Source organism: Nannocystis pusilla (assembly GCF_020073745.1).
Classification (GTDB): Bacteria; Myxococcota_A; Polyangia; order Nannocystales; family Nannocystaceae; genus Nannocystis; species Nannocystis radixulma.
This window is the reverse complement of the sequence record NZ_JAIRAU010000008.1, coordinates 319,946-345,901: the sequence shown is the minus strand read 5'-3', so window position 1 is coordinate 345,901 and position 25,956 is coordinate 319,946. Positions and strand designations below refer to the sequence as shown.

Below are 25,956 nucleotides of genomic sequence, written 5' to 3'. Positions count from 1 at the left end.
ATGCGCACATGCAAGCGCAACCTTTCGCGTGAAGACAGTCCTCCCTCGCCGGGTGTAGGAGTGAAAAACGTCACGCAGACGCAGGACGTTCGTGACCTGTCCTGAAGGTCAGCTCGTAATTCGCTCGTGCGGGGCCCCGAGGCGGCGCGCGATCGCGACGGCCACGCGAAGGCCGTCGAGCGCGGCGGAGACGATGCCGCCGGCGAATCCGGCCCCCTCGCCGCACGGGTAGAGGTGCGGCGTGCTCGGCGACTCGAGCGTCTCGCCGTCGCGGTCGATGCGGACGGGGCAGCTGGTGCGGCTTTCGACACCCACGGCGATCGCGTCGTCGCCGAGGAAGCCGGGCATGCGCGCGCCGAGGGCCTGGAGCGCGGCCTGGAGCGGCGGCGCGAGCGGGCCGAGCAGGCGGTCGAGGCGGGCCGACTGCAGGCCGCGGTGATAGCTGGTCGGCGGCAGCTCGCGCGAGACGGCGCCGTGGACGAGGTCGGCGAGGCGCTGGGCCGGAGCGACGAAGGCGCCGCCGCCGGCTCTGTAGGCCTCGGCCTCGAAGCGGGCCTGGTACTCGACCCCGGCGAGCGGGTCGTCGGGCGACAGACCGGCGGCGGCGAGGTGCTGCGGGCCGACCTCGGTGACGAGGCCGGAGTTGGCGAACCGGCCGCGCCGGCTGTGCGGGCTCATGCCGTTGACGACCTGCATGCCGGGGTCGGTGGCGGCAGGGACGATGTAGCCGCCGGGGCACATGCAGAACGAGAAGGCCGCGCCCGCGCCTGTCTGTTCGACCAGGCGATACGAGGCCGCCCCGAGCGCCGGGTGCCCGGCCAGCGCGCCGTACTGTAGGCGGTCGACGAGCGCCTGCGGGTGCTCGATGCGGACCCCGAGCGCGAACGGCTTGAACGACAGCTTGACCCCGGCCGCGCGCAGCCAGGCCTGGACGTCGCGGGCCGAGTGCCCGGGCGCGACGACGACGGCGCGGGCCGGCACGACCTCGCCGCCGCGCAGGCGCACGCCCGCGGCCGCCCCGTCGCGCACGACCAGCGCGTCGGCGCGGGCGGCGAAGCGGAACACCACGCCGGCGCCGATCAGGTGCTCGCGCATCGCCGTGATCACGCGCGGCAGCCGGTTGGTGCCGATGTGCGGGCGCGCGTCGACGAGGATCTCCGGCGGCGCCCCGTAGCCGGCGAAGGCCCGCAGGACCAGGTCGACCGGCCCGCGCTTGGTCGCCCGCGTGTACAGCTTGCCGTCGGAGAAGGTGCCCGCGCCGCCCTCGCCGAAGCAGTAGTTGCTCTCGGGGTCGAGCTCGCCGCGCTGGCTCAGCCCGGCCAGGTCGTGCCGCCGCGCCCGCACCTCGCGCCCGCGCTCGAGCACGACCGCCCGCACGCCCGCGCGCGCCAGGCCCCAGGCGCAGAACATCCCCGCCGGCCCGGCGCCGACGATCACCACGGCGGGCTCTTCGGACATGTTCGGCAGGACATGCGGCAAGAAGCATGGTTCTTCGGGCATGTCCTTGCCGACATACACGAGCAGCTCGGCGTGGACGCGCACGCGGCCGCGGCGGGCGTCGATCGAGCGGTGGGCGACGGCGACGTGGCGGACGTCGGCCTCGCGCAGGCCGGCCGCCTGGGCCGCGGCGCGGCGCAGGGCGGCGTCGTCGAGGAGTGCGTCGGGGTGGAGGTCGACGCGCACCCGCTGCGGCGCAGACGGCACGGCGCTCACTCCGCGGCGGGGGCGGTCACCGGGCTCGACGAGCCCTGCACCCGCTTGACGACGGTTTCGGGGTTCTGGCCGGGCAGGCCGGAGGCGAGGCCGCCGCCGGCCGGCGGGGCCTTGTAGGGCACCGCCAGGCCGTCGGCCACCGCGCGCGTGACGCCGTGGACGAGCGTGCCGATCGCCACCAGCCCGTCGTAGTTGATCTTGTCGGAGTGGTCGCCCGGCCGGTGGTAGTCGGCGTGGGTGCCGGTGAAGAAGAACAGCACGGGCAGGTTCTTCCGGTAGAAGCTGGCGTGGTCGCTGCGGGTCGCCACGCTGCCCTCGTAGAGCACCGACAGGCCGGCGTTGCCGATCCTGTCGAGCAGCGGCATCCAGGCGTCGGACGACACCAGCCCCCCGATCGCCAGCCCCTTCGGTCCGAGTCGCCCGATCATGTCGAGGTTGACCATGGCGACCACCTTGTCGAGCGCAAACGGCGGCCGCTCCGCCAGCGCCTTCGAGCCGAGCAGGCCCAGCTCCTCGCCCGCGAAGTGGGCGAACACCACGGTGCGCCGCGGCCGCTGCTGCTGGAAGTGACGCGCCAGCTCGAGCAGCATCGCCGTGCCGCTGGCGTTGTCGTCGGCCCCGTTGCAGATGCCGTCGACCACCCCGTCCTTGCGGCTCTCGCCGCACTCGCCGCGGCCGACCACGCCGATGTGATCGTAGTGCGCGCCGATCACGACGATCTCGTCGCGCAGGTCGCCGCCGGGCACGCGCGCCAGCACGTTCGGCGTCTGCACCTGGACCGGCTCGACGACCGCCGACAGCTGCAGCTCGACGCCGGGGATGTCGGCCGAGCGCGGCACGAAGTCGCCGTCGATCGCGGCCTGCAGCGCGGAGATCTTCTGCTTGCCCTTGCCGACGCGCAGCAGCGAGTCGGCCGCCTTCCACTTGAGCTGCACGACCGGCAGCGCCACCGGCTCGCCGAGCGCGCCGTCCTCCCGCTGCAGCGGCGCGAACGCGTCCGCCTCGCGCTCCGCGTCGTCGAGGAAGCTCCGAGGTCCGCGCACGGCGACCACACCGATCGCGCCCGCCTTGGCCAGACGCTCGACCTTGGTCCGCAGCGAACCCGCGCCCATGGCGAACTGCGGGCCCTTGCGCTTGCCGGCCTCGCGCATCACCGGCGCGACGATCGCCTGCAGGTCGAACTCGACCGTCAGCGGATCGGCGGGCAGGGGCCACATGTCCTTCAGGTCAGCTCCGGGCATGAACCGCTGGAGCATGGCGATCACCTGCCCGCGGGTGCGCTCGTGCAGCGCCCGCAGCCCGGCGACATCGCCGCTCTGCTTGAGCGGCGCCGCGGCCGCCGCGAAATCGCTCGCCTCGCGCTGCAGCCTGCGAAAGAAGGTCATCGTGTCGGGCCGACCCGGAGCGTCGAGCAGCACGACCGCGATCTTTCCTTTGACGTCGACGCCGGCGAGGTCGTCGTAGGTCGGCGCGTCGGACTTGTCGGCTTTGTCGTCGTCGCCGCCGGGCGCCGGCTCCGCCGCAGCGGCGTAGCCGACGAACACAGCAGCGCCGCGCACCTCACCGCTGGCGGTCTGGGGCGCGATCGAGAATTCGGCGCTCGCGATCGCGGTCGTCTTCCGGCCGCGTACGACCTGCAAGCTCACGGGCTGGCTCGCGCGCACGCCGACGGAAATCGGAAAGTCGGCCAGGAACGAATCGCCGGCGAGCGGCTCGAGGCCGAGCTCTCGGTGTCGCTGCGCCAGGTACTGCGCGGCCTCGGCGAGCTCCGGACTCAAGGTGAAGCGACCGCGCAACTCGTCGCGCGCGAGCGCAGCGATGTCCGCTTGCAGACGGTCGCGGTCCGGCGTCCACGCCATCGATGTCGTGGGAGTCGATGCTTCAGGTCGCTCGGCCGGTGCGGTGGTCGTGGCGGCCGGCCGTGTGCAGCCTGGCGCCAGCATCAGGGCCGCCGACAACATGAGCGACGTGGACGAGAACGGCGTGCGCACCAGCGACTCTTAGCGCCCTTTTGCCCGCAACCTCGGGCTCGCGGTGCGTGCGTTGCTTCACGCAAATTGGCGGCCCACTCTTCGACCGAACCTGACGTTCATCGCGTACTCGCCGTGCTCGAGGCGCAGCGAGCAGCGACGTGCAAAGTTGGTTGCACGGCATCGCTCCGGTGTATTGACGCCCTCACGGACTCTGGCGTACCGTGCCCCGCGTTGTCTCGAACCCGCGAAACGCTGCGCGTACACGCGTAGAGCGTCGACACCGGTCCTAAGCCCCACAAGGATTACCAGCAATGAAGCGACTCAGTCTGATTGGAAGTTGGAAGCGCCTCGGCGTGCAGGTCGGCCTCCTCGCCGGCGTCGGCATCGCCTTCATCGGCGGCTCCGAGCCGCCCCCCGCGGTCGCCGCGCCGGTCTGTACGTCGGAGGGCGAGTGCACCTTCGTCAAGCCGCTGTTCATGATCATCGCCGACTACTCGACGTCGATGAACACCATGTTCGACGCCAACCAGACGCGCTGGGAGGCGGCCGTGAGCGCCATCGTGGCGATGGTCGACGCCGACAACGGCTACCTGCAGGGCAACGTCCTGCTCGGCCTGATGCGCTTCGGCCACGACCCCGCCGTCGGCCAGCCGGGCACGCTGATCCCCGACGACTCCTCGGGCATCGTCGACGGCCAGAAGATCGACGTCGGCTTCTACGACGAGCAGGACCCCGAGAAGGCCTACTTCCAGTGTAACGGCGAGGCGATCAAGAACGCCATCATGTCCGTGGGCGCGCCGATCAACGGCAGCATGACCGGCATCGGCACGTGGACCAAGGGCGCGATGGACAAGGCCGCGGCCTACATCCAGCAGACCTGGGACGAGCACCCGGACGACAAGCAGAAGCGCAAGGCCGCGATCGTGCTCCTCACCGACGGTCAGTGGACCGACCCGAGCGGCACCCAGTCGCCCGGCCCGGCCAACCAGAACCCGTCGATCACCGCCGGCAACCTGTTCACGCAGAACCAGGTCCCGACCTACGTCGTCGCCATCGGCGAGGCGATGGGCAAGATGTTCGCCGACGAGATCGCCATGGCCGGCGGCACCGGCACCGCGTACGACGCCGCCAACCCGGCCCAGCTGATCGACGCGCTCAAGATGGTCGTCCAGGCGATCATCAACGACGTCATCCAGCCGGTCTGCTCGCCCGGTCTGCCGCGCATCATGGTGCTCCTCGACGCCTCGTCGTCGATGCTCAACATCAACAACGGCACCCTGGCCGGCAAGCAGGGCGAGACCGGCTGGGACCAGGCCCGCGACGCGCTGTCCGGCGCCAACTCGCTGTTCGACCAGGTCGTCATGGGCGACCAGGCGGTCGAGAACCTGGTCCACCTCGGCCTCGCGGTGTTCGGCTACAACATGCCGGCGCCCGGCGAGCAGAAGCTGCTCGTCGACTACGGCCCGTGCCGCAAGGACAACTTCGCGTGGGCCCTCGACCCGGCGAGCTCGTGCGAGGCGCCCGGCTGCACCGACCCGTGGGGCGGCCCGCCGATCACCTGGACGTTCAAGGACGGCTCGGCCAACGACCCGCCGGGCTTCGACTCCCAGACCCTGAGCCACATGCCGAAGTGCGACGGCCCCAACCCGAACCAGGCCTACTGCAGCGGCTCGGGCACGAGCACCCACCTCGGCCTCCAGCTCATCCAGCAGAACATCACCGACTACAAGGCCGCTTGCGTCAACCCGATGTTCCCGTACCCGTGTGACGCCAACACGAAGTACATCAACATCCTGGTGACCGACGGCGCCTACGACTCGACCGACGCCCAGGTCCAGATGCCGCTCGAGGCGATGTACAACTCGGGCGTCTCGACCTACGTGATCGGCTTCGGCGACGTGGTCAACACCCCGGCGTCGCAGATGAAGCTGGCCAAGATGGCCGACTGGGGCTCGGGCGGCCAGATCGACCACTTCCAGGCCGACAACCAGGCGGACCTCGAGGCGGCGCTCGCCAACATCATCGAGCAGATCACGTTCGACCCGTGCTGCGGCTTCGTCAACTGCGCCAACGTGCCGGAGCCGACCACCAACGAGCCCGACCCGCTGCCGCAGAATCCGTCCGAGAGCGACTCCGACTCCGACAGCGACACCGCGACGGACACCGACGCGACCGACACCGCCGTCACCGCGACGGACACCGACGCGACCGACACCAACGCCTCGGCGACCGATACGACCGACGGCACCGCGACGGCCGGCCCGACCACCGACGAGCCGCCGACCACCACCGAGGAGCCGCCGACCACCAGCGCCGGCACCGACTCGGACACCGACACGCCGACCACGACCAACACGACCCAGACCTCCATGGGCAACGTGACGGCGACCGACGGCGAGACCGAGGGCGGCACCGGGGGCGACACCGACAGCGACAGCGGCCAGCCCAGCACCGACGAGGGTGGTTGCGGATGCAAGGTCGACGACGCCGAGGGTCAGACCCGCGGCCTGCTCGCCTCGCTCTTCACCTTCGGCCTGGCCGGCTTCATCCGCCGCCGCCGCCGCGCCTGAGCGGATCATCGGGGTCCGTGAGGGCCTCGCGGTCGACCCGCACGCAGGGGCCGCCTCCGATTTCGGAGGCGGCCTCCGCCAATTTTCGCGGTCGACCCGATCGCGGCCGGGCCTCGCGGGGGTCGGCCTGCGGCCCCGGAACGGCGCGGGGCGGCCGCGAGGGCCGGTCCGAACATGTATGGGTCGTCTCACACGGACACGGTCTTCGCTACTGGCCGGCTTGCGGCCCTTTTGCTATGCACACCGATCGTGTCGCAGGAGCACCAGGACCCCGACCTCAACGCGCTGTCCGACCAGGGCGGCCGGATCGTCGCCGAAGAGCTCGACATCTTGCGCCGGATCCAGGAGCGCCTCGATCGCGAGGCCCAGAACGCGCCCGGGCAGATCGAGGATCTCGACGCCCAGCTCATCGAGTTGCGCGACGCCTTGGCCGAGGCGAAGGAGGAGGACCAGGCCTCGCTGGTCGAGCAGATGCACCAGGTCGCGGCCCTGAGCCGCACCCGCGGGCAGGGGCGCGACGCCCCGGTCGACCCGAAGAACCCCTACTTCGGTCACCTGCGCCTGCGCGAGGCCAAGTCGTCGCGGCAGCGCGACGTCCTGGTCGGCAAGCGCACCCTCCTCGACGACGGCGACGGCCTGTCGATCGTCGACTGGCGCAACGCCCCGGTCTCGCGCCTCTACTACCGCTACGAGGAGGACGACGAGTACGAGGAGGAGTTCGACGCTCGCTCGCTCGAGGGCACCGTCATGGTCCGCCGCTCGGTCGCGGTGATGGACGCCAGCCTGCGCCGCGTGTCGGCCCCGCAGGGCACCTTCGTCAGCGACCGCCGCGGCCGCTGGCGCGACGCCGTCGGCGCCGCCAAGCCCTCGCTCGAGGGCGGGGTCGGCACCGCCGCGCGCGTGCCCACCGGTCAGCTCGGCGTCCACAGCGACGACGACCAGCCGCGCGCCGACAAGCACCTGCAAGAGATCACGGCGCTCATCGACAAGGAGCAGTTCAACCTCATCACGCAGCCCGAGTCGGGCATCGTGCTGATCCAGGGCGGCGCCGGCTCGGGCAAGACGACCGTCGCGCTGCACCGCGTCGCCTACCTCGCCTACCAGGACCGGCGCCGGTTCGCCCCCGGCAAGATGCTGATCATGGTCTTCAACGAGGCCCTGGTCGAGTACATCCGCCACGTGCTGCCGTCGCTCGGCATCGACGGCGTGCCGGTCACCACCTACCGGCGCTGGAGCACCCAGCTGCTGCGCAAGCTCAAGCTGCGGATCCCCATCAGCCACGTCGACGGCGTCCCCGACGCGGTCAGCCGCTTCAAGAAGCACCCGGTGGTGCTGCGCATGATCGACGACCGCATCGGCTGGCAGCTCGAGGAGGCCGAGGAGCTGCTCAAGAAGCGGCTCGGCGAGCGCGCCGGCGCCGACGCGGCGCTGGCGGTGTGGCAGCGCAACGCCGACCTCCCGCCGGTGGTCCGCGCCGAGCGCACGCTCGACCAGATCAAGGCCGACGTCAGCCTCCCCGGGCCCGCGCGCGCCGCCGCCGAGACCGCGCTGCGGAGCATCCGCGACGACCTGCGCGACGTCTGCGACGACTGGCTCGAGCTCATGACCGACAGCGACGCGCTGCGCACCGCGCTGCGTGAGTACGCCCCGGGCGTCTTCAACGACGCCGACACCGCGACGATCGTCCGCTGGTGCGCCGCCAAGGCCGTCCTCGACGAGGAGCCCGAGGCCGACGAGGAGCGCGACGAGGACGAGGCCGAGGAGCGCAGCGAGCCGAGCATCGACGCCGAGCCGGTCGCGCCGAAGGGCGAGGCCGACGGCGACGGCGAGGACGGCGAGGCCGAGGCGACGCCGCCGCCGCGCGTGCGCACGCTGTCGACCGGTCACACCGTCGGCCTCGACCCCGAAGACGACGCGATCCTGCTGCGCCTCCTGCAGCGCAAGTACGGCGGCCTGTTCCTCGGCGGCAAGCGCTTCGAGTACGAGCACATCGTCATCGACGAGGCCCAGGACCTGGCGCCGATCGAGGTCCGCGTGCTGCTCGACTGCGCCACCGACGGCCAGAGCGTCACCATCGCCGGCGACCGCGCGCAGAAGATGATCTTCGACAACGGCTTCGTCGACTGGCCGCAGCTGCTCGGCGACGCCGGCCTGCCGCACGTGGCGATCCAGCCGCTCAAGATCACCTACCGCTCGACGCGCCAGGTGATGGAGCTGTCGCGCCACGTGCTCGGCCCGCTGCACAGCCCCGAGGACGCGCTGATCGCCCGCGAGGGCGCGCCGGTCGGCTACTACCAGTTCGGCGACACCGGCGAGGCGGTCGCCTTCCTGGCGGAGGCCCTGCGCGCGCTGATGCAGCGCGAGCCGACCGCCAGCTGCGCGCTCGTCACCCGCTACCCGCAGCAGGCCGACGTGTACCACGACGCCCTGCGGATCGCCGAGGTGCCCAAGCTGCGCCGCGTCGGCCGCCAGGACTTCAGCTTCACCCCGGGCATCGACGTCACCGACGTCCGCCAGGTCAAGGGCCTCGAGTTCGACTACGTCGTCATCCTCGACCCGACCATCCAGAACTACCCCGAGGTCGTCGAGTCGCGCCACCTCATGCACATCGCGGCCACCCGCGCCGCCCACCAGCTGTGGCTGGTCTGCTCCGGTCCGCCGAGCAAGCTCGTCCCCGAGGACCTGATCGTCGCCAGCCTCGAGTAGGCGCCGCCGAGAGCGAGCGAGGGACATGCCCGCCGGGGCATGTCCCTCTTCCCATGTCGTGAAGGACATGCCCATCCGGGCATGTCCTTTGAAGAAACCTCAGCCGGCCGCCCGCGCCAGCTTCTGCAGCGCCAGGTCGGCGATCGCCTGGCCGACCTCGGAGCAGCGGGCCGCCTTGGCCTCGCCGACGAGGTCGTAGGTGAGGGGGTGGCCGTCGCGGAGCACGTCGACGACCGCGGCCTCGATGGCGGCGGCGGCGCGGGTCAGGCGGTCGTCGTTCTTGCGCTCGCCGAGCCAGTCGAGGCCCTCCTTGACGGCGAGGATCATGGCGATCGGGTTGACCTTGTCCTTGCCGGCGTGCTTGGGCGCGCTGCCGTGGATCGGCTCGAACATGCCGTGCCTGTCGCCGACGTTGGCGCCGACGGCCATGCCCATGCCGCCCTGCAGCACCGAGGCCAGGTCGGTGACGATGTCGCCGAACATGTTGGTGGTGACGACGACGTCGTAGTACTCGGGCTGGCCGATCAGCCACTGCGTGAACGCGTCGACGATCGCCGAGTCCTTCTCGATCTGCGGGTACTCCTCGCCGACCTGCTGGAACACCTCGGCGAACAGGCGGCAGCCGTGCAGCACGTTGTCCTTGACGACCGCGGTGACGCGCAGCTTGCCGTCCTTCGGCGCGCCCTTGTTGCGCTTCTTGCACAGCTCGAACGCCTTGCGGATGACCTGCTCGCTGGCGCGGCGGGTGATCACGCGGGTGTCGATCGCCAGCTCGGTGGTGCCGCCGGGGGCGAGCTTGCCGCCGACCTGCGAGTACAGGCCCTCGGTGTTCTCGCGGAGGATCACCATGTCGACCTGGCCCGGCTGCCACACCAGCTTGTTGGCGCCGTGGATCCGGTGCTGCACGCCCTCGTACAGCTTGACCGGGCGGACGTTGGCGAACAGGTTGAGGCGGATCCGGTTGCCGATCACCGGCGAGTAGCCCGCCATCTTGCCGTCCTTCATCAGCACCGGGCCCGGGCCGGTGGGCGACGGCCAGCCGACCGCGCCGAGGAGGATCAGGTCGGCCGCGTCGCAGCGCTCCTCGGCCCCCTCCGGCCAGTCGCGGCTGCCGTGCTCGAGATAGAACTGCCCGCCGCACGGGATGTCCTCGACCTCCCACGCGACATCCAGCACCTTGGACAGCGCCGACAGCACGCGCAGTCCCTCGCGCATCACTTCCGGTCCGGTCCCGTCTCCGCCAAGGGTCACCAGCTTGTACGCCATGGCATCGGTGTACACGCGCGTTGCCGCGATCGACCGACGCCTCGCTCGCAGCGCCGGTGTGGAACCTCACCCGATTCGCGCGGGCGACGCGGTATACACTGCTGCCCGCCGCGAGCGTATGCGCGGCCCTCTGGGATCTCGACGTGCTCGCGCAGCTCTTGCCTGTCTCGGTCCTGTCCGCGTGGGGCATGTCCGCGTGGGCGCCGGCCGCAGGCCCCGCCGAGCCGGTCAAGACGGCCGACGAGCCCGCTGTCGGCAAGTTCGCGCCCGGCGCGGCCGCGCCGCTGCCCGAGCCGCCGGCGCCCGGGTCGCCTGGCGCTCAGGACATGTCCAAAGTGCCAGCCTGGAGTCGGACCAGCGGCCCGCCGCAGCTGCGGCCGGTGGTCGGCAAGGCGCGCGTCCGCGACTTCAAGCTCAGGTCGGCGCGCGTCGACGACACGGCGATCGAGATCGACGGGCGGCCGAACGAGGCGGCGTGGCTGGCGGTGCCGCTGCTGCCGGAGCTGGTCCAGTTCGAGCCGCGCTACGGCCACGCGCCGACGCACGAGACGCGGGTGCGGGTCGCCTACGGCAGCAAGGGCATCTACGTCGCGTTCGACTGCAAGGACGACCCCGAGCACGTGCGCACCGGCGTGTTCCGCAAGGACCAGCTGGGCCCCTCGGACATCGTCTGGATCGAGCTCGACCCCAACAACAACGACACCACCGGCTACTCGTTCGCGCTCAACGCCTCCGGCTCGCAGGAGGACTCGCAGCTGTTCCGCGACGACTCCGAGGAGTTCCTGTGGGACGGCGTGTGGAAGGGCGCGGCCAAGGTCACGGACACCGGCTGGACCGCCGAGATGTTCATCCCGTGGTCGACGATCCGCTTCACCGCGCGCGACGAGTACACCTTCGGCATCAACGTCGGCCGGTGGATCAACCACGACGGCGAGACGCAGCTCCTCTCGCCCGCGCCGCAGGGGCTGCCCGGGCGCATCAGCTGGGCGCTCGACTACACCGGCGTCAAGGACATCCACCCCGGACTCAACCTCGAGCTGCGCCCGTTCTTCTCGCTGCGCGGCGTGCCGCGGCGCGGCGACGACAGCCTCGACCGCTCGTTCCCGCTGCTGCCCAACGGCGGCTTCGACCTCAAGTACGGCCTGCGCGGCAACCTCACGCTCGACCTCGCGGTCAACCCGGACTTCGGTCAGGCCGAGGTCGACCCGGCGGTGCTGAACCTCGGGCCGTTCGAGGTCTACTTCCCCGAGCGGCGCACGTTCTTCCTCGAGTCCAAGGAGATCTTCGAGACCCGCTTCCAGCTGTTCTACTCCCGCCGGATCGGGCGCATCCCGCGGGCCGAGCTGGCCGACCAGAGGCCGCGCGGGCAGGAGGACGGCGAGATCGTCGCGCTCGACCCGCTGACGCGGATCTTCGGCGCGCTGCGGGTCACCGGCCAGGTCAAGCCGGGCTGGAGCCTCGGCGTGCTGACGGCCAACACCGGCGCGACCTTCGGCGTCGAGCGCTTCTCCGACGGCCTCGAGCGCAGGGTGACGCTCGACCCGATCAGCCAGTACTCGGTGCTCCGTGTGCGCCGCGAGTACGACGGCCAGACCAGCATCGGCGCGCTCGTCACCGGCGTCGTGCGCGGCGGCGGCGAGCCCTCGGCGTTCACCGGCGGCTTCGACTACCGGATCCGCTTCCGCGAGCGCTGGCGCCACTCGGCCCAGATCATCGGCACCCACAACGGCCGCCGCGAGGGCATGGGCGCGGTCGCCGACCTCACGCGCACGAGCAAGAACCTGACGATGGGCGCGGTGTTCGAGACCCTGACGCCGCACGCCGACTTCAACGACCTCGGCTTCATGCGCTTCAACAACTACATCGACGGCAAGGCCAACGTCGGTGTGTTCAACGCCCAGCCGGTCGGCAACGTGCGCCGCATGGCCGCCACGCTGTCGTCGCAGGTCGCCTCGTCGTACCAGGGCTACCTGCTGCAGAAGCAGCTGCACCTCGACCTCAACCTGACCACGCTGAAGCTGTGGGGCACCAACTTGTGGGTCGGCGGTCACCTGCCGCAGTACGACCTGTTCGAGACGCGCGGCGGGATCCCCTACCTCGTGCCGTTCCACTGGTGGATCGGCGGCACCTCCTTCACGCCCGACAACAAGAAGGTCGTCGCGGTGTTCAACTGGGCCTACGGCGAGCAGAACGGCCGTCCCGGGCCCGACTACGGGCTCGAGCTGCGCCTGCGCCCGGTCTCGCGGCTCGAGCTCACCCTGCGCGGCGACCTCAACCTCAGCTTCGGCCGCCCGCGCTGGACCACCACCAACGACCTCGGCGAGGCCGTGTTCGGCCGCGCCTACGTCACCCAGTACATCGGCGTGCTGCGCGGCACCCTCGGCATCCTGCCCAACCTGACGCTGCAGACCTTCAACCAGCTGTACTTCCTCTCGGCCCGCCACACCGACTTCTTCGTCCTGCAGCGCCCCGACGTGCTCGTGCCGACCGACCCCGCGCCCTACGCCGGCGAGGTCGACCAGGGCCTCACCAGCTTCATCTCCAACTCGATCCTCCGCTGGGAGTACCGCCCCGGCAGCTTCCTGTTCTTCGTCTACACCCACCGCACCGTGCTGACCGACTTCAGCCCGCGCTTCAGCTACCGGCCGATCGGCGGCTTCAGCAACCTCGTCACGCCCGGGGTCGCCAACGAGGACATCCTGTTCCTCAAGCTGCAGCACATGTTCGGGCTGTAGCCCGAGTGAACGCGAGGACATGTGGAGGAGGACATGTCACCAGGGACATGGCGCCCGGGACATGCCCTCTCGCGTCAGCCGCGGGCCAGCTTACGCAGCATGGCCTGGACCTCCTCGCGGGCCTCGCCGAGGCGCTGCGAGCGGTAGACGCCGTAGGCGCTGCCGATGACCGGGCCGGTGATCATGCCGACCACCGGCAGGACCGAGGCGGCCAGGCCGATCTTGGCGCCGCTGATCAGCGCCCCGCCGGGGGTGAGGCGCTGGTGGAGGGCCAGCAGCTCGTCGGCCAGCTTCTGGCGCTCGTCCGCGGTCAGCTCGCCGAGGCGGGCCGTGCGCTCGCGCAGGGAGGTCAGCTCGCGTTCGAGCGCCGCGTCGCTGAACGGGGCCACGTCGACGATCTCCTTCAGGCGCTGGCCCTGGGCCTTGGCCCACCCTTTCGGGTCGCTGCGGAGCTGGTCGGTCTGCTGCTTGGCCCAATCTTTCGCACGGTCGCCGAGGGACATGGCGCGGCAGCATAGCAGACGACCGCTGGAAGGCCCGGCGGAGGCCCTCGTGCGCGGCTGGGCCGGACCGGCCGCGCGGCCCGTGCTATGTCGGCCGGCATGGACGACGTCGCCCAGGTCCAGTGCCCGTACTGCTTCGAGTGGGTCGAGATCGTGGTCGACCCGGCCACCCGCGGCGAGCTGATTCAAGACTGCGAGGTCTGCTGCCGGCCGTGGCGGCTGTTGGTCCGCCGCCGCCGCGACGGCTCGCCGCTCGTCACCGTCGATCGCGCGCAGTGAGCTGTCCTTTGGGGCAGGGGACTCCGGCTCGCTCGGCCAGCCCGCGCGTCGGAGCCGTCGTTCCATCCGGTCTCGAAGGAGGAGCCGGGCGCGCCGCTCGTGCCGGATCGCCCGCGCGGCCCCGGCCCGCGTCGAGGTCGCGGCGGATCGCCGTCCTCGCCGCCCAGGCGCTCACGGGCGGCCGGATCGGCGCGGCGAGCGTGATGTCTCTCAGGGGCCCTGGGCGCCCGGGCGCCGTCATGTGGCCCGGCGTTAGCAGCTATCCTGTCCGCCGCATGCCGACGCACAGCAGAGTCCTCATCCTCGGTTCGGGCCCCGCGGGCTACACCGCCGCGATCTACGCCGCGCGCGCGAGCCTGGAGCCCGTGATGGTCGCCGGCCCCGAGCCCGGCGGTCAGCTCACCACGACCACCGAGGTCGAGAACTACCCCGGCTTCCCCAAGGGCATCACCGGGCCCGACATGATGGAGGAGTTTCGCCAGCAGGCCGAGCGCTTCGGCACCCAGGTCCACTACGACATGGGCGTGCGCGTCGACCTGTCCCGCCGGCCCTTCGTGGTCGAGGGCGAGGCCGACACCTACCACGGCGACGCGCTGATCATCGCCACCGGCGCCTCGGCCAAGTGGCTCGGCCTGCCCAACGAGCAGCGGCTACGCCTGTCGGGCGGCGGCGTGACGGCCTGCGCGACCTGTGACGGCGCGTTCTATCGCAACCAGGACGTCGCGGTGATCGGCGGCGGCGACACGGCGATGGAGGAGGCGACCTTCCTGACGCGCATGTGCCGGAGCGTCCACCTGATCCACCGCCGCGACACCTTCCGCGCCAGCAAGATCATGCAGACGCGCGCGATCGAGAACCCGAAGATCACGGTGCACTACAACAAGGAGGTCGCGGACGTGCTCGGCGGCGACCGGGTCACCGGTCTGGCCCTGCGCGACACCGTCACCGGTGCCCCCAGCGAGCTCGCCGTGACCGGCCTGTTCCTCGCCATCGGCCACCAGCCCAACAGCCAGCTGTTCACGGGCGTGCTCGACATGGACGAGACCGGCTACCTCAAGGTCCGCCCCGGCTCGACCTACACCAACGTCCCCGGCGTGTTCGCCTGCGGCGACGTGGCCGACAAGGTCTACCGCCAGGCCGTCAGCGCCGCCGGCACCGGCTGCATGGCGGCGATCGACGCCGAGCGCTGGCTCGCCGAGCACCTGTAGGCCGCGACGGCGCGAGCGGACGAGCGCGACGCGCGGGGGCGCGGGCGCTCGTCTGTTCGCGAGCACAGGTGCGCTCGTCGGCTGCCCTTTGGGACATGTGATGCGCGTCGGCCTGCGCGCGTTCGCCGGGCCTCGACGCGAGAAGCCCGGGCGCCGCAGGTCGCGGCGTCCGGGCTCCCTGTCGGAGCGCCCTGCTCAGCGGCGCTCGATCATCGCCGAGTGGGTCGACCCGCCGCGCTGGACCTCGACGGCGACCTTGCCGTCGTCGCTGGCGAGCGCGCTGGCGACGTCGCCGACCTGCTTGACCGGCTGGCCGTTGATGGTCTTCAGCACGTCGCCCTCGCGCAGGCCGAGCTCGTCGGCGAGCGAGCCGGGGGCGACGCCGCGGACGGTGAGGCGCCCGTCCTTCGCCTCGACCTGGGCGCCGAGGCGCGGCTGGCCGTCGGGGAACAGCTTGCCCCTGTCGCCGCTCATGCGACGGGCCGAGCGCATCAGCTCCTCCTCGCTCGGCAGCTTGCCGATCGTCGCGTCGAGGTCGAGCTTCTTGCCGCCGCGGTCGACCGACAGGATGACCTTCGAGCCAGGTTGGGTGTCGGCGATCCGGCCGCGCAGGTCGCTGAAGTTGACGACCTCGCGGCCGTTGACGGCGACCACGCGGTCGCCCGCGCGCAGACCGGCCTGGGCGGCCGGCGTGCCCTCCTGGACCGCGCCGACCACCGCGCCCGGCTCGGGCGCGCGGCCGACGGCCGGCTCGATCTCGCGGCCGGAGATCCCCAGCCAGCCGCGCACCACCTTGCCGCCGGCCTTGAGCTGCGGGATGACCGTCTTGGCCTGATCGATCGGGACCGCGAAGCCGAGGCCGCGGCCGACCCCGCCGACCGCCGTGTTGATGCCGACCACCTCGCCGGCCATGTTGAACAGCGGCCCGCCGCTGCTGCCCGGGGCGATCGAGGCGTCGGTCTGCAGGAAGTCGATGTAGCTGTTGGCGTAGAGCCCGAGGCTGCCGCGGCCCTTGGCCGAGACGATGCCGGCGGTGGCGGTCTGCTCCAGGCCCATCGGCGAGCCGATCGCCATGACCCAGTCGCCGACCGACAGCGAGGTGCTGTTGCCGAGCGTGGCGGTCTTGAGCCCGCTCGCGCCCTCGAGCTGGACCAGGGCGATGTCGGTCAGCGGGTCGGAGCCGAGCACCTTGCCCTTGAACATGCGGCCGTCGTGGAGCTTGACCTCGAGCCGCTCGGTGCCGTTCACCACGTGATGGTTGGTGACCACCAGCCCGTCGGCCGTCAGCACGAAGCCGGAGCCGATGCCTTGCTGCGGCGGGGCCTCCATGCCGGGGCCCATGTTGAATTGCTCGAGGAACGGGAGCATGCGCGGGTCGATGCCCTGGGCGTCGAACTGCTGGCGCTTGCCGTAGGCGCGGATATTGACGACCGCGGGCGCCAGCTCCTTGACGAGTGGGGCCAGGCTGCGGCGCGGGTCGAATTCGCCGCCGACCACCGGCGCGCCGCTGCCCTCGCGCCACAGCGAGTTCGCGGCGGCGACCTCGCCGGCGGCCTCGGCGTGGTTGGTGCTGAGTGCGACCGCTGCGCCGCCGAGCGTCGTCAGCCCGAGGAAGGCGAGCAACGCCTGCGGCGAACGGAGTCGTCGGGACCGGATCGTGGAAGAGCTCATGCCGCGGGAACCGGCGCACCCGCGCCGCTATTCCCGTCGCCCTCTTCCTCTTTGAAGCCCATGCGGTAGAGCTCGGCGTACACGCCGCCGCGCGCGAGGAGGACGTCGTGCGGTCCCTGCTCGACGATCACGCCGTCTTGCAGCACGAGGATCTTGTCGGCCCGGCGGACCGTGCTTAACCGATGCGCGATCACCAGGACGCTGCGCCCGCGCAGCAGGCGTTCGATCGCCGCCTGCACCTTGTGCTCGGTCATGCTGTCGACGCTCGCCGTCGCCTCGTCGAGGATGAGCAGCGTCGGCTGGCGCGCGGCCACCCGCGCGAACGCCAGCAGCTGGGCCTCGCCGGCCGAGAGGTTGCGGCCGCGCTCGCCGACCACGAACTGCAGCCCGCCCCGCTCCTGCACGAACTCCCACGCCTGCACCGTGCGCAGCGCCGCCTCGAGGCGCGCCGGGTCGCTCGCCAGCGCCGGGTCGCCGAGGCTGACGTTGAACGCGACGTCGTCGTTGAACAGGAACACGTCCTGCTGGACCATGAGGACATGTCCTCGGAGACAGTCGGGGACGACGTCGCGGACCTCGACCGCGCCGGCCGGCGCCTGCAGCGACACGCTGCCGCGGTAGCCGTCGTAGGTGCGGGTCAAGATCCGCCCGAGGCTGGTCTTGCCCGAGCCGGTGCGGCCGACCACCGCCACGACCTCGCCGGGGGCGATGTCGAAGTCGATGCCCTTGAGCACGTCGGGCCCGTCGTCGCGGTAGCCGAAGCGGAGGTCGCGGACCTGCAGCCCGCCGGTCCAGCCGTGCAGCGGGTCGACCTCGCCGGCGCCGTGGCGGGCCTCCGGCCGCTCGTCGATGAGCCCGTAGATCCGCTCGAGCGAGGCGACCGCGCGCTGGATGGTGGCGAGCTTGGCCGAGAACTCGCGGATCGGGATGAACACCCGCTGCAGGTAGTCGATGAACGCGAACAGCAGGCCGAGGGTCACGCCGCTGCGCGCGACGTCCTCGAACAGGTAGGGCGCGGCGAAGTAGATCAGCAGCGCCACGCACATCGCGCTGACGCCGTCCATCACCGAGTAGAGGCCGGCGTCGTACCAGTTGGCGGTCTTGACCGCGCGCAGGAAGCGGTCGCCGAGCCGCTCGAACTCCTGCACCGCGGCCTTCTCGCGTCCGAACAGCTGCAGCACCGTGACGCCCGCCAGCTGCTCCGCCAGGTACCCGCTCTGGACCGACTGTGCGCGCCGGATCTCGAGCTGCAGCGCCCGCAGCCGGGCCGAGAAGTGGACCACGATGACCCACAACAGCGGCGCGGCCGCCAGCGACACCAGCGTGAGCCGCCAGTCGAGCACGAACATCGCCACCAGGATCGAGACGATCACCGCGACGTCGGTGAGGATCGTGAACACCCCGAACGCGAGCGTCTCGCTCAGCGCCTCGATGTCGCTGGTGCTGCGCGCCAGCAGGTTGCCGATCGGCGTCTTGTCGTAGAAGCGGGCCGGCAGCTTGAGCACGTGGCCGAAGATCGAGCGCCGCAGGTCGGTGATGGTGGCGTGGCCGGCCCGCGACAGCGCGTAGACCTGGACCGCGGTGGCCAGGAACTCGGCCATCACCGCGGCGAGGAACAGGACGCCGGTGACGCGCAGCGCGACCAGGTCGCCGGCGGCGATCTCGGTGTCGACGGCCTGCTTGACCAGCAGCGGCCGCAGCGCCGACATCGCCGCGACCACCGGGATCATCCACAGGCCGAGCCACAGCCAGCGCTTGTGCGCGCGCGCGTACGGCCAGAAGCGGCGCAGCGCGGCCCAGGTGCTGCCCTGCGGCGCGCCGGGCTGGGTGATTTTCCGCCTGTCCTTCGGGTCAGCCATGGTGGGCGGCCTCCTGATGGCGGTGGGTCTCGGCGTAGACGCCGTCGAGCGCGATCAGCTGCGCGTGCGTCCCGCGCTCGACGACCGCGCCGCGCTCGAGCACGAGGATCTCGTCGGCGTGCTCGAGCACGCTGGTGCGGTGCGACACGATCACCGTGGTCGCCGGCTCCTTCATCAGGCCGGCGCCGCCCTCGTCGTGGAGCCCGCGGATCGCCGCCACCAGCCGCACCTCGGTGCCCTGGTCGACCGCCGACAGCACGTCGTCGAGCAGCAGCAGCCCCGGCCCGCGGTAGAGCGCCCGCGCCAGCGCGGTCCGCTGGCGCTGCCCGCCCGACAGCATGACCCCGCGCTCGCCGACGACGGTGTCGAGGCCCTCGGGCAGCGAGCGGACGTCGTCGACGAGGCAGGCCGCGCGCAGCACCTGCTGCAGCCGCGGGTCGTCGGCCTCCTCGGGGCGCAGCTGCGACGACGAGGCCGAGCCGGCGGCGTCCTCGCCGCGCACGTGCCCGGTCCGCTCGCCGCGCAGGCGGATGTTGTCGCGCAGCGTCGTCGAGAACAGGAACGGGTCCTGCGGCACGACCGCCAGGCCGGCGCGCAGCTGGTCCAAAGGCAAGGTCGTGACGTCCTTGCCGGCGACGAACACGCTCGCGTTCGGCGGGGTGTACACGCGCGACAGCAGGTGGATCAGCGTCGACTTGCCGGCCCCGGTGCGGCCGAAGATCCCGAGCGTCTTGCCCGGCGCGAGCGCGAACGAGATGTCGCGCAGCGACGGCTCGTCGGCGCCGGGGTAGGTGAACGTCAGGCCGCGCAGCTCGAGCGCCGGCGGCGGGCCGGGCGTGAAGCTGTCCGTCGGGACAGGTAACCCGTCCGGGGTGGCCACGACCTCGTCGACGCGCTTGATCGCCACGATCCCGCGCGACACCGAGGCCAGCACCCACGCGACCGCCATCAGCAGCGCGACCAGGCTGGCGAGCAGGGTCGTGAACGTGACAAGCGCGCCGACCGGCAGCTCGCCGGCGATCACCCGCGCGCCCCCGACCCACAGCACGATCGCCGCCGCGACCTGGCCCGACAGCCCGAGCACCGGCATCGAGAACGCGCGCATCGACGCCAGCCGCAGCTGCAGGTCGAGGTAGGCCTGGTTGCGCTCGTCGAAGTGGCGCAAGATCGCCGCCTCGGCCGCGTGCGCGCGCACCGTGCCGATGCCGGCGTACGACTCGAGCACGCGGTCCGACAGCCGCCCGAGCTCCTCGAACGACACGCGGATCAGCGAGTAGAAGCGGCGCACCACCGCCATCGTGTAGGCGCTGCCGACGGCGATCGGCAACAGGCACCACAGCGTCAGCCAGGCGTCGGTGAGGAGCATCTGGCCGAGGTGCAGCGGCACCGCGACGACCACGTTGCACACCTGCAGGCCGGCGAAGCCGATGAGCAGGCGGATCGACATGGTGTCGTTGGTCGCCATGCTGACGAGCTCGCCGACCTTGCGCTTGAGGAAGAACGGCCGCTGCAGCGCCAGCAGGTGCGAGAACAGGTCGACGCTGACGCGGTACTCGACCTCGCGCCCGGGGTTGAAGAACAGCACGCGAGACAGCGTGCGCACCACCACCACCGCGAGCGCCCAGACGATCAGCTCGAGGGCGATGCCCTGGCCGACGGCGAGGGCGTCGGCCTGGCCGCCCCCGAGCGCGTCGAGGGCGTTGCCGATGAGCGTCGGGATCCGCACCACCGCGTAGTTGGTGGCGACCAACATCGCGAAGCCCAGCGCGTACTGCGGCAGGTTGCGCCGGACGTGCCGGTGGAAGAAGCGGGTGGCGAGCGACACGACGAGCGGCCCGGGGTCCGGGGCCTATAGCAGAAATCCACCCCCGGGGGTCGTGCACTACACTGCAGAATTAAGCATGGGCCAGACCGGCGAATCGCCAGTCTGGCCCATGGAACAGCAAGCAGAGATCTCCCGCAGGAGATTCGGCTTACGCGCTGGGGGCGTCGCCACCCTCGGCCGGGGTACCCTCGGCCGGAGTCTCCTCGGCGGTCTTGTCACCCTCGCCCTCGCCCTCGGCGGGGGTCTCCGCCGGGGCGTCGGTCTTCGCCTCTTCGGGGTTGGCGGTGTCGGTCTTGCCCTTGTTGCATCCAAAGGTCGCCACCGAGAGGGCGGCGAACACGATTGCGATCGTCTTCTTCATGAGTTCTCCTGGCTTCCCCTCGCGGGGCGAGTGCACGGCCCCTTGCGAGGGGCAGTCGTCGTGGACGGTGCTTTAGCCAGGTACCGCAAAACTTGGCCAATTACCAGGATCTTGAACGCCGAACGCGCAATGCGCGCAAAATGGCCGTCAGACGCCTGAATTCATGGCTCCGCGGCCAGTTCTTCGTCGTGCTCGATCTCGTCGAGCAAGCGTGACACGGCGGTGAGAGCGTCGCGGAGATCGACGACGAGGGCGGAGAAGCGCGCGTCGGCAGCGACCTCACCGCCGAGATCTTCTCGCAGCTCTTCCCACCGGCGATACGCGTCGGCGAGCAGGCGCTGGACCTGGCCGCCGTCGAAGCCGTCATCGGCCAGATGCTGATACAACCCCGCGACGCGATCGGCCCGTCGTCTCGAGACCCCGCGCCAGCGCTCGTAGGCTCGCTGCGGATCGTTCGTGCGCAACCATCGCCGTGATGCCCGCTCGATCTCCGCCACGTTGCCGCGGAGCGCCTTCACCACCTCGCGGTAGGCCGCCAGGTGGCCCCGCACGTAGCTCCGCGCGACCCGCTCGCGGGCCTCGGCGCGCTCCGCCTCGAGCGTCGCGCTGTCCTGGAAGCCGGCCTTGCGCCGGGTCTCGGCCAGCTCGTCCGGGGTCATCGAGGCCGGCGCCGCGGCGGCCGGCGGATGCACCGGTGCTGGCTCCGCCCGCGGCGCCGACTCCGGCTCCCCGCACGCCCCGAACACCAGCGCGACCGCTGCGACCTTGCGCATCTCGTCCGGTTGACCTTGTAAAATTGCCCGGCGCCGCGAACAAGCCCCGGGCTACACTTCGCGGCGGTGCTCCCGGTCGCCCGCGCCGTCGTCGACGTCCTGTCCGGAAAGGCGGGCGGTCCCGCGGCTCTGGCGACCGTCGTCGGCCGCTCGGGCTCGGCGCCGCAGGTCGTCGGCGCGCGCCTCCTGCTGCGCGAGGACGGCGTTCAGGTCGGCACGGTGGGCGGCGGGGCGATCGAGGAGCAGGTCCTCGACGCCTGTCGCGCCTGCCTGCGCGACGGCAGCCCGCGGGTCGTCAAGGCGCACCTCGTCCGCGACCTCGGCATGTGTTGTGGCGGCGCCATGGAGGTGTTCGTGGAGTATCTCGCCCCGGAAGCGCGCCTCGTCCTCGTCGGCGCCGGTCACGTCGCCCAGGCCGTCGCCCCGGTGGCGGCCGGGGTCGGTTTCCGCGTCGTCGTCGTCGACGACCGCGAGGACCTGCTCGGCCATCCTGCCTTCGCCGCGGCCGAGCGGCACGCCTGCGACGTCGACGAGCTCGACGTCGCCGTGCCCGACCTCGGCGAGCGCGACTACATCGTCATCCTCACCCGCGACCACGCCCGCGACGAGCGGGCCCTCGCGCATCTGGTCCGCCGCCCCCACCGCTACCTCGGCATGATCGGCAGCGTCCGCAAGGTGCATGCGATCGTCGCTCGCGTCCTGCGCCGCGAACACGAGCTCGGCCGCCCGGCGCCCGACCTGACCCGGGTGCGCGCCCCGGTGGGGATTGCGCTGGGCGGGCGGACTCCCGCGGAAATCGCCGTCAGCATCGTCGCCGAGCTCGTCGCCGACCGCCACGGCGGCTCCGGCGCGCCCATGAACGTCGTACCGCAGGCGATCGCGCGGCTCGGCGGAGGCCCGGCGGGCCCGCTCGCGGGCCGTGAAGGCGACGCGCGCGACGACGGCTGATACACTCCGCGCGATGTTCACCGCCCGCGTCGCGCTCGTGACGGCCGCCCTCGTCGTCGCCCCTGCCTCTCTCGGCTGCGCCAAGAAGACACCGCCGCCCAACGTCGTTGTGGTCGACGAACCGCAGTCCGACGGCGCCGGGACCGTCGAGGGGCAGGCCGGGCAGCCAGGGCGGCCGGCGCGCAAGGCCCCGCCGGGCAAGCCGCTCAAGCTGCGGGCGAGTCTCCACGGCGCCGGCGACCTGATGGCGCTGGTCAAGCAGACCACGACCGCGTGGACCCCGAAGTCGCCGATCGATCCGGCGGCCCAGATCCAGGCGATGCTCCTGCAGATGGGCTTCGGACCTGGTCTTTGGGCCAGCCTCGATCTGGCCGGCCCGTTCGCCGTCGACGCCGCCTTCTTCGCCCAGGACCCGAGCTACGACCTCAAGCTCGCCGGCACCCTCGCGGCCGTCAGCGCCAAGGGCGTGATGGACGGCCTGCCCTCGGCGCAGCGGCCCCAGCCGCTCGGCAACGGCCTGTGGGAGCTGGTCCAGGGCGAGCTGCGGGTGCTCCTGCGCGAGCAGCCGAAGGCCCTCGAGTTCGCGCTCAGCAACGCCGACCTCGACCGCGCCGCCGGGCTCGCCGGCGAGGCGGGGCAGGGCCGGCGGCTGCGCCTGCGCGGCACCGACCTGCCGCCCGGCGTGCTCGAGACCAGCGCGCTCGGCAGCCTGCCCGCCGGCCTGCGCAAGCAGGTGCTCGCGGTCCTGCGCGAGGCCACCGCCGGCGCGCTCGAGCTCGACGCCGGCACCGACCGCGACCTCGTGCTGCAGCTGTCGGCCGAGGCCCCGTTCTCGCGCCTCGGCCTGTCGCCGCTCGGCCCGGCGCGCACCGCCGCGACCCCGCTCGAAGCTGTCCTTCCGGCCAGCCCCGCGCTGGTCGTCGCGCTCCCGTGGGGCACCCCCGAGGCGCTCCACGGCGCCCTCGACAAGGGCGTGCCGCTGAGCCAGATCCCCGCGCCCTTCGACGTCGTCGCCAAGGACGCCATCGCCGCCGTCCACGCCGTCCTCGACCAGGTCCAGAGCGACGTCGTGTTCGCCGTCTACCTCTCGCCGAAGGGCGAGGCGACCGCGGTGCTGGCCGCCAACGTCAAGGACGAGGCCGCCGCCCGCGCCGCCGTCCGCGGCCTCGAGCAGGCCCTCGCCAAGGGCTTCGCCGCGTTCGACAGCCTCACCGGCGAGGACAAGTCGGCCAAGATCAACTTCACGCTCAAGACCGACGGCGTCAAGGCCGGCGCGGTCAAGGGCGACCTGTTGACGGTCCCTGTCCCGAAGAACATGGCCAAGGAGGCGGCCGATCTCGAGCCGTTCCTCGTCGCCAAGAAGAAGCTCGAGGCCGTCTCGTTCGTCAGCGGCAACCTCGCGGTGTTCACCATCGGCGCCGGTGCGACCAAGCTCGCCGGCGACGTCTCGGGCGAGCTCAAGGCCGGCCGCAAGACCAGCCTCGGCGCCGACGCCGGCCTGCGCCTGGCCCGGGCCGCCAGCCAGGGCTGCCACTTCTGCATCAGCCTCGACCCGACCGCGCTGCTGCGCCTGTCGGTCCTGAGCGACGCCGAGGCCCGGGCCGACAAGGCGCGCATGAAGAAGATCGACGCCGGCGTGGCCGCCTTCCAGCGCATCGGCGGGGCCGTCGGCGTCGGCGTCAAGCTCGACCCCAACCTCGGCAGCGTGGCCGTCGGCGTGCCGAAGGCCGTGCTCGTGCCCTCGCCGGCCGACGCCGCCCAGCTCGGCGAGCTGTTCGGCGACAAGGCCGAGCCGAACCGCCCCGCCGACAAGCCGCTGTCCGGCAAGGCGGCCGCGCGCGAGACCTCGCCCGCGCTCCCGCCTGCCTGAACGGACAGGTCCTTGAGGGCAGCTCCATCGCCTGTCTGAACGGACAGGCTCTTGCGGACAGCTCGCCCGCCGCCCCGCGCTCTCACACCCCACCTGCCTGAACGGACAGGTCCTTACGACCAGCTCGCCCGACCGCGCCGCCGCGCCCGCGACCCTCGCCGCCGTGATCCTGGCCGCCGGCGCCGGCGCGCGCATGGGTCGGCCCAAGGCGCTGCTCGACTGGCGCGGCCTGCCGTTCGTGCGCCACGTCGTCGCCCTCGCCGAGGCGGCACGGGCCGACCCGATCGTCGTCGTCGAGGGCGCGGTGACCATCCCGCCGGCGGCCCTCGGCCCCGCGATCAAGGTGACCAATGAGACATGGTCCGAGGGACAGACGAGCAGCCTGCGCCGCGGCCTCGCCGAGCTCGCGCGCCTGGCCCCCGGCTGCGCCGTGTTGGTGCTGACCGTCGACCGCCCGCACGTCCGCCCGGCCACGGCGCAGGCGCTGGCCGCGGCGTTCCGCGCGGCGCCCACGCAGATCTGGCAGCCGTCGTTCGCGGGCAAGCGGGGTCATCCGCTGGTGTGGCCGGCCGCGCTGGTGCCCGAACTGCTGGCGCTCGGACCCGACGCCAGCCCGCGCGACTTGCTGGGACGTCCCGCGGTCACCCTGCTGCGCCGCAGCGTCGAGGTCGACGATCCCGCCGTGCTCGACAACCTCGACCGCCCCGCCGATCTCGCGCGACTACCGTGAGCCGAGGTGGGTTCGAATACCCGCTGGCACTCGGCGCGGGGCCCTCGTATGGTCCCGCGCAGACATGTTCGAGCGCATCGAGGCCCTGCATCCGCACTACGACCCGGAGCTCCGGCTCCTCACCTTGACCCTCGACCACGGCAAGGCCAACGAGGTCGGCAGCGGCATCCTCGACGCCTTCGAGGCGCTGTGCGAGCTGCTCGAGCACGGCGAGGTCGCCTGCCTGTGCACCACCAGCCGGCGCACCAGCAAGTCGGGCAACCCGATCTTCGTCGCCGGCGCCGACGTCACCGAACGCGTCGGCTGGCCCGACGAGCGCGTCAAGGCCCACGTCCGCCGCCAGCGCTCGATCCTCCAGCGACTGCGCCACGTCCCGCTCTTCACCGTCGCGCTCACCCACGGCGTCACGCTCGGCTGGGGCCTCGAATTCCTGCTCACCGCCGACTACTGCCTGGCCACGCCGACAGCCCGCTTCGGCCTGCCGGAGACGGGCCTGGGCATCATCCCCGGCGCCCGCGGCACCGCGGAGCTGGCGCTGGCGGTGGGCCCGGCGCACGCGCTGCGACTCGGCTGCACCGGCGAGGAGATCGGCGCCGACGAGGCGCTGCGGATCGGTCTGTGCCACGAATTGGTGCCGGAGATCGACGCAGGTCTCGCCCGCGTGCGCACCTTCGCCGAACTCCTGCGACGACGCTCCCCGACGGCCGTCGCGGTGTTCAAGCGTGGCCTTTTGGCGGCCACCGGTCACGCCGAGGCGGAGCGCCTGTGCATCGAGGCCGCCGCGTACGAACGCTGTATCGATACCGGTCAGGCCGCGATCGGGCGCGCTTCGTTCAGCGCGATTCGCGCGGGAGAAGTGCCACCGTGGGGTCCCCGCCGGGCCTGAGCGACCCTGCCCGAAAAACCCGTCTGCCTGTGAATATTTCAATTTGATACGTCACTGGGACGTTGCTGTGGAATACTCGT

At 71.9% G+C, this 25,956-nt stretch carries 18 protein-coding genes; 9 read left to right on the top strand and 9 right to left on the bottom strand.

The features are described 5' to 3' along the window. Positions 1-108: 108 nt before the first annotated feature. Both K7C98_RS11180 and K7C98_RS11175 read right to left on the bottom strand, forming a co-directional pair. Entirely contained in the window at positions 109-1,704 is a 1,596-nt protein-coding gene (locus K7C98_RS11180) for an NAD(P)/FAD-dependent oxidoreductase (RefSeq protein ID WP_224191584.1), read from the bottom strand. Positions 1,705-1,709: 5 nt separating this feature from the next. Beyond that, on the bottom strand, positions 1,710-3,491 hold the full coding sequence (locus K7C98_RS11175; RefSeq protein WP_224191583.1) for a M20/M25/M40 family metallo-hydrolase: 1,782 nt from the start codon (positions 3,489-3,491) through the stop codon (positions 1,710-1,712). 506 nt (positions 3,492-3,997) lie between these two features. On the opposite strand from K7C98_RS11175, the gene K7C98_RS11170 reads away from it, so the two are divergent. Both K7C98_RS11170 and K7C98_RS11165 read left to right on the top strand, forming a co-directional pair. After that, complete coding sequence (locus tag K7C98_RS11170; RefSeq protein WP_224191582.1) at positions 3,998-6,256, top strand: MYXO-CTERM sorting domain-containing protein; 2,259 nt, start codon at positions 3,998-4,000, stop codon at positions 6,254-6,256. 249 nt (positions 6,257-6,505) lie between these two features. Then, positions 6,506-8,962 (top strand): UvrD-helicase domain-containing protein, encoded by a 2,457-nt coding sequence (locus K7C98_RS11165; RefSeq protein WP_224191581.1) that lies wholly within the window; start codon positions 6,506-6,508, stop codon positions 8,960-8,962. 99 nt (positions 8,963-9,061) lie between these two features. Here K7C98_RS11165 and K7C98_RS11160 read toward each other — a convergent pair whose 3' ends face one another. Continuing rightward, the gene (locus tag K7C98_RS11160; RefSeq protein ID WP_224191580.1) at positions 9,062-10,228 is read right to left on the bottom strand and encodes an isocitrate/isopropylmalate dehydrogenase family protein; all 1,167 of its coding nucleotides are present in this window, start codon (positions 10,226-10,228) and stop codon (positions 9,062-9,064) included. Positions 10,229-10,371: 143 nt separating this feature from the next. Between K7C98_RS11160 and K7C98_RS11155 the strand changes: the two genes are divergently transcribed. Next, positions 10,372-12,963 carry a DUF5916 domain-containing protein gene (locus K7C98_RS11155; protein ID WP_224191579.1) on the top strand — a complete coding sequence of 864 codons (2,592 nt, stop codon included), beginning with the start codon at positions 10,372-10,374 and terminating at the stop codon, positions 12,961-12,963. Between the two features lie 74 nt (positions 12,964-13,037). Here K7C98_RS11155 and K7C98_RS11150 read toward each other — a convergent pair whose 3' ends face one another. Continuing rightward, the gene (locus K7C98_RS11150) at positions 13,038-13,466 is read right to left on the bottom strand and encodes a hypothetical protein (protein WP_224191578.1); all 429 of its coding nucleotides are present in this window, start codon (positions 13,464-13,466) and stop codon (positions 13,038-13,040) included. A 99-nt stretch (positions 13,467-13,565) separates the two neighbouring features. Here K7C98_RS11150 and K7C98_RS11145 point away from each other — a divergent pair, with 99 nt between their 5' ends. Further along, positions 13,566-13,745, top strand: a complete 180-nt coding sequence (locus K7C98_RS11145; RefSeq protein ID WP_224191577.1) for a CPXCG motif-containing cysteine-rich protein — start codon at positions 13,566-13,568, stop codon at positions 13,743-13,745. 275 nt (positions 13,746-14,020) lie between these two features. Then, on the top strand, positions 14,021-14,953 hold the full coding sequence (gene trxB / locus K7C98_RS11140) for a thioredoxin-disulfide reductase (protein ID WP_224191576.1): 933 nt from the start codon (positions 14,021-14,023) through the stop codon (positions 14,951-14,953). A 195-nt stretch (positions 14,954-15,148) separates the two neighbouring features. On the opposite strand, the gene K7C98_RS11135 is transcribed toward trxB, so the two are convergent. The 5 genes from K7C98_RS11135 to K7C98_RS11115 all read right to left on the bottom strand — a co-directional run bounded on the left by K7C98_RS11135 (position 15,149) and on the right by K7C98_RS11115 (position 21,442). Next, positions 15,149-16,624, bottom strand: coding sequence for a trypsin-like peptidase domain-containing protein (locus K7C98_RS11135; protein WP_224191575.1), 1,476 nt, complete (start codon positions 16,622-16,624; stop codon positions 15,149-15,151). Beyond that, positions 16,621-18,483, bottom strand: a complete 1,863-nt coding sequence (locus K7C98_RS11130; protein ID WP_224191574.1) for an ABC transporter ATP-binding protein — start codon at positions 18,481-18,483, stop codon at positions 16,621-16,623. The genes K7C98_RS11135 and K7C98_RS11130 overlap by 4 nt, the downstream gene beginning before the upstream one ends. Next, a complete protein-coding gene (locus K7C98_RS11125; protein ID WP_224191573.1) occupies positions 18,476-20,308 on the bottom strand; it encodes an ABC transporter ATP-binding protein in 1,833 nt (610 codons plus the stop codon). The genes K7C98_RS11130 and K7C98_RS11125 overlap by 8 nt, the downstream gene beginning before the upstream one ends. 148 nt (positions 20,309-20,456) lie before the next feature. After that, positions 20,457-20,669, bottom strand: a complete 213-nt coding sequence (locus K7C98_RS11120; RefSeq protein ID WP_224191572.1) for a hypothetical protein — start codon at positions 20,667-20,669, stop codon at positions 20,457-20,459. 161 nt (positions 20,670-20,830) lie between these two features. Next, complete coding sequence (locus tag K7C98_RS11115) at positions 20,831-21,442, bottom strand: hypothetical protein (RefSeq protein ID WP_224191571.1); 612 nt, start codon at positions 21,440-21,442, stop codon at positions 20,831-20,833. 66 nt (positions 21,443-21,508) lie between these two features. Between K7C98_RS11115 and K7C98_RS11110 the strand changes: the two genes are divergently transcribed. The 4 genes from K7C98_RS11110 to K7C98_RS11095 all read left to right on the top strand — a co-directional run bounded on the left by K7C98_RS11110 (position 21,509) and on the right by K7C98_RS11095 (position 25,876). Beyond that, positions 21,509-22,390, top strand: a complete 882-nt coding sequence (locus tag K7C98_RS11110) for an XdhC family protein (protein WP_224191570.1) — start codon at positions 21,509-21,511, stop codon at positions 22,388-22,390. Between the two features lie 13 nt (positions 22,391-22,403). Then, complete coding sequence (locus K7C98_RS11105) at positions 22,404-24,260, top strand: hypothetical protein (RefSeq protein ID WP_224191569.1); 1,857 nt, start codon at positions 22,404-22,406, stop codon at positions 24,258-24,260. A 163-nt stretch (positions 24,261-24,423) separates the two neighbouring features. Next, the gene (locus K7C98_RS11100) at positions 24,424-24,990 is read left to right on the top strand and encodes a nucleotidyltransferase family protein (protein ID WP_224191568.1); all 567 of its coding nucleotides are present in this window, start codon (positions 24,424-24,426) and stop codon (positions 24,988-24,990) included. 64 nt (positions 24,991-25,054) lie between these two features. Further along, positions 25,055-25,876 (top strand): enoyl-CoA hydratase/isomerase family protein, encoded by an 822-nt coding sequence (locus tag K7C98_RS11095; RefSeq protein ID WP_224191567.1) that lies wholly within the window; start codon positions 25,055-25,057, stop codon positions 25,874-25,876. Positions 25,877-25,956: the final 80 nt, after the last annotated feature.

What these genes read in the sequence shown, in the direction of transcription:
- K7C98_RS11170 (WP_224191582.1), top strand. Translation starts at nt 3,998, where the DNA reads ATGAAGCGACTCAGTCTGATTGGAAGTTGGAAGCGCCTCGGCGTGCAG.
- K7C98_RS11160 (WP_224191580.1), bottom strand. Translation starts at nt 10,228, where the DNA reads ATGGCGTACAAGCTGGTGACCCTTGGCGGAGACGGGACCGGACCGGAA.
- K7C98_RS11150 (WP_224191578.1), bottom strand. Translation starts at nt 13,466, where the DNA reads ATGTCCCTCGGCGACCGTGCGAAAGATTGGGCCAAGCAGCAGACCGAC.
- K7C98_RS11145 (WP_224191577.1), top strand. Translation starts at nt 13,566, where the DNA reads ATGGACGACGTCGCCCAGGTCCAGTGCCCGTACTGCTTCGAGTGGGTC.
- trxB (WP_224191576.1), top strand. Translation starts at nt 14,021, where the DNA reads ATGCCGACGCACAGCAGAGTCCTCATCCTCGGTTCGGGCCCCGCGGGC.
- K7C98_RS11135 (WP_224191575.1), bottom strand. Translation starts at nt 16,624, where the DNA reads ATGAGCTCTTCCACGATCCGGTCCCGACGACTCCGTTCGCCGCAGGCG.
- K7C98_RS11130 (WP_224191574.1), bottom strand. Translation starts at nt 18,483, where the DNA reads ATGGCTGACCCGAAGGACAGGCGGAAAATCACCCAGCCCGGCGCGCCG.
- K7C98_RS11120 (WP_224191572.1), bottom strand. Translation starts at nt 20,669, where the DNA reads ATGAAGAAGACGATCGCAATCGTGTTCGCCGCCCTCTCGGTGGCGACC.
- K7C98_RS11115 (WP_224191571.1), bottom strand. Translation starts at nt 21,442, where the DNA reads ATGCGCAAGGTCGCAGCGGTCGCGCTGGTGTTCGGGGCGTGCGGGGAG.
- K7C98_RS11105 (WP_224191569.1), top strand. Translation starts at nt 22,404, where the DNA reads ATGTTCACCGCCCGCGTCGCGCTCGTGACGGCCGCCCTCGTCGTCGCC.
- K7C98_RS11095 (WP_224191567.1), top strand. Translation starts at nt 25,055, where the DNA reads ATGTTCGAGCGCATCGAGGCCCTGCATCCGCACTACGACCCGGAGCTC.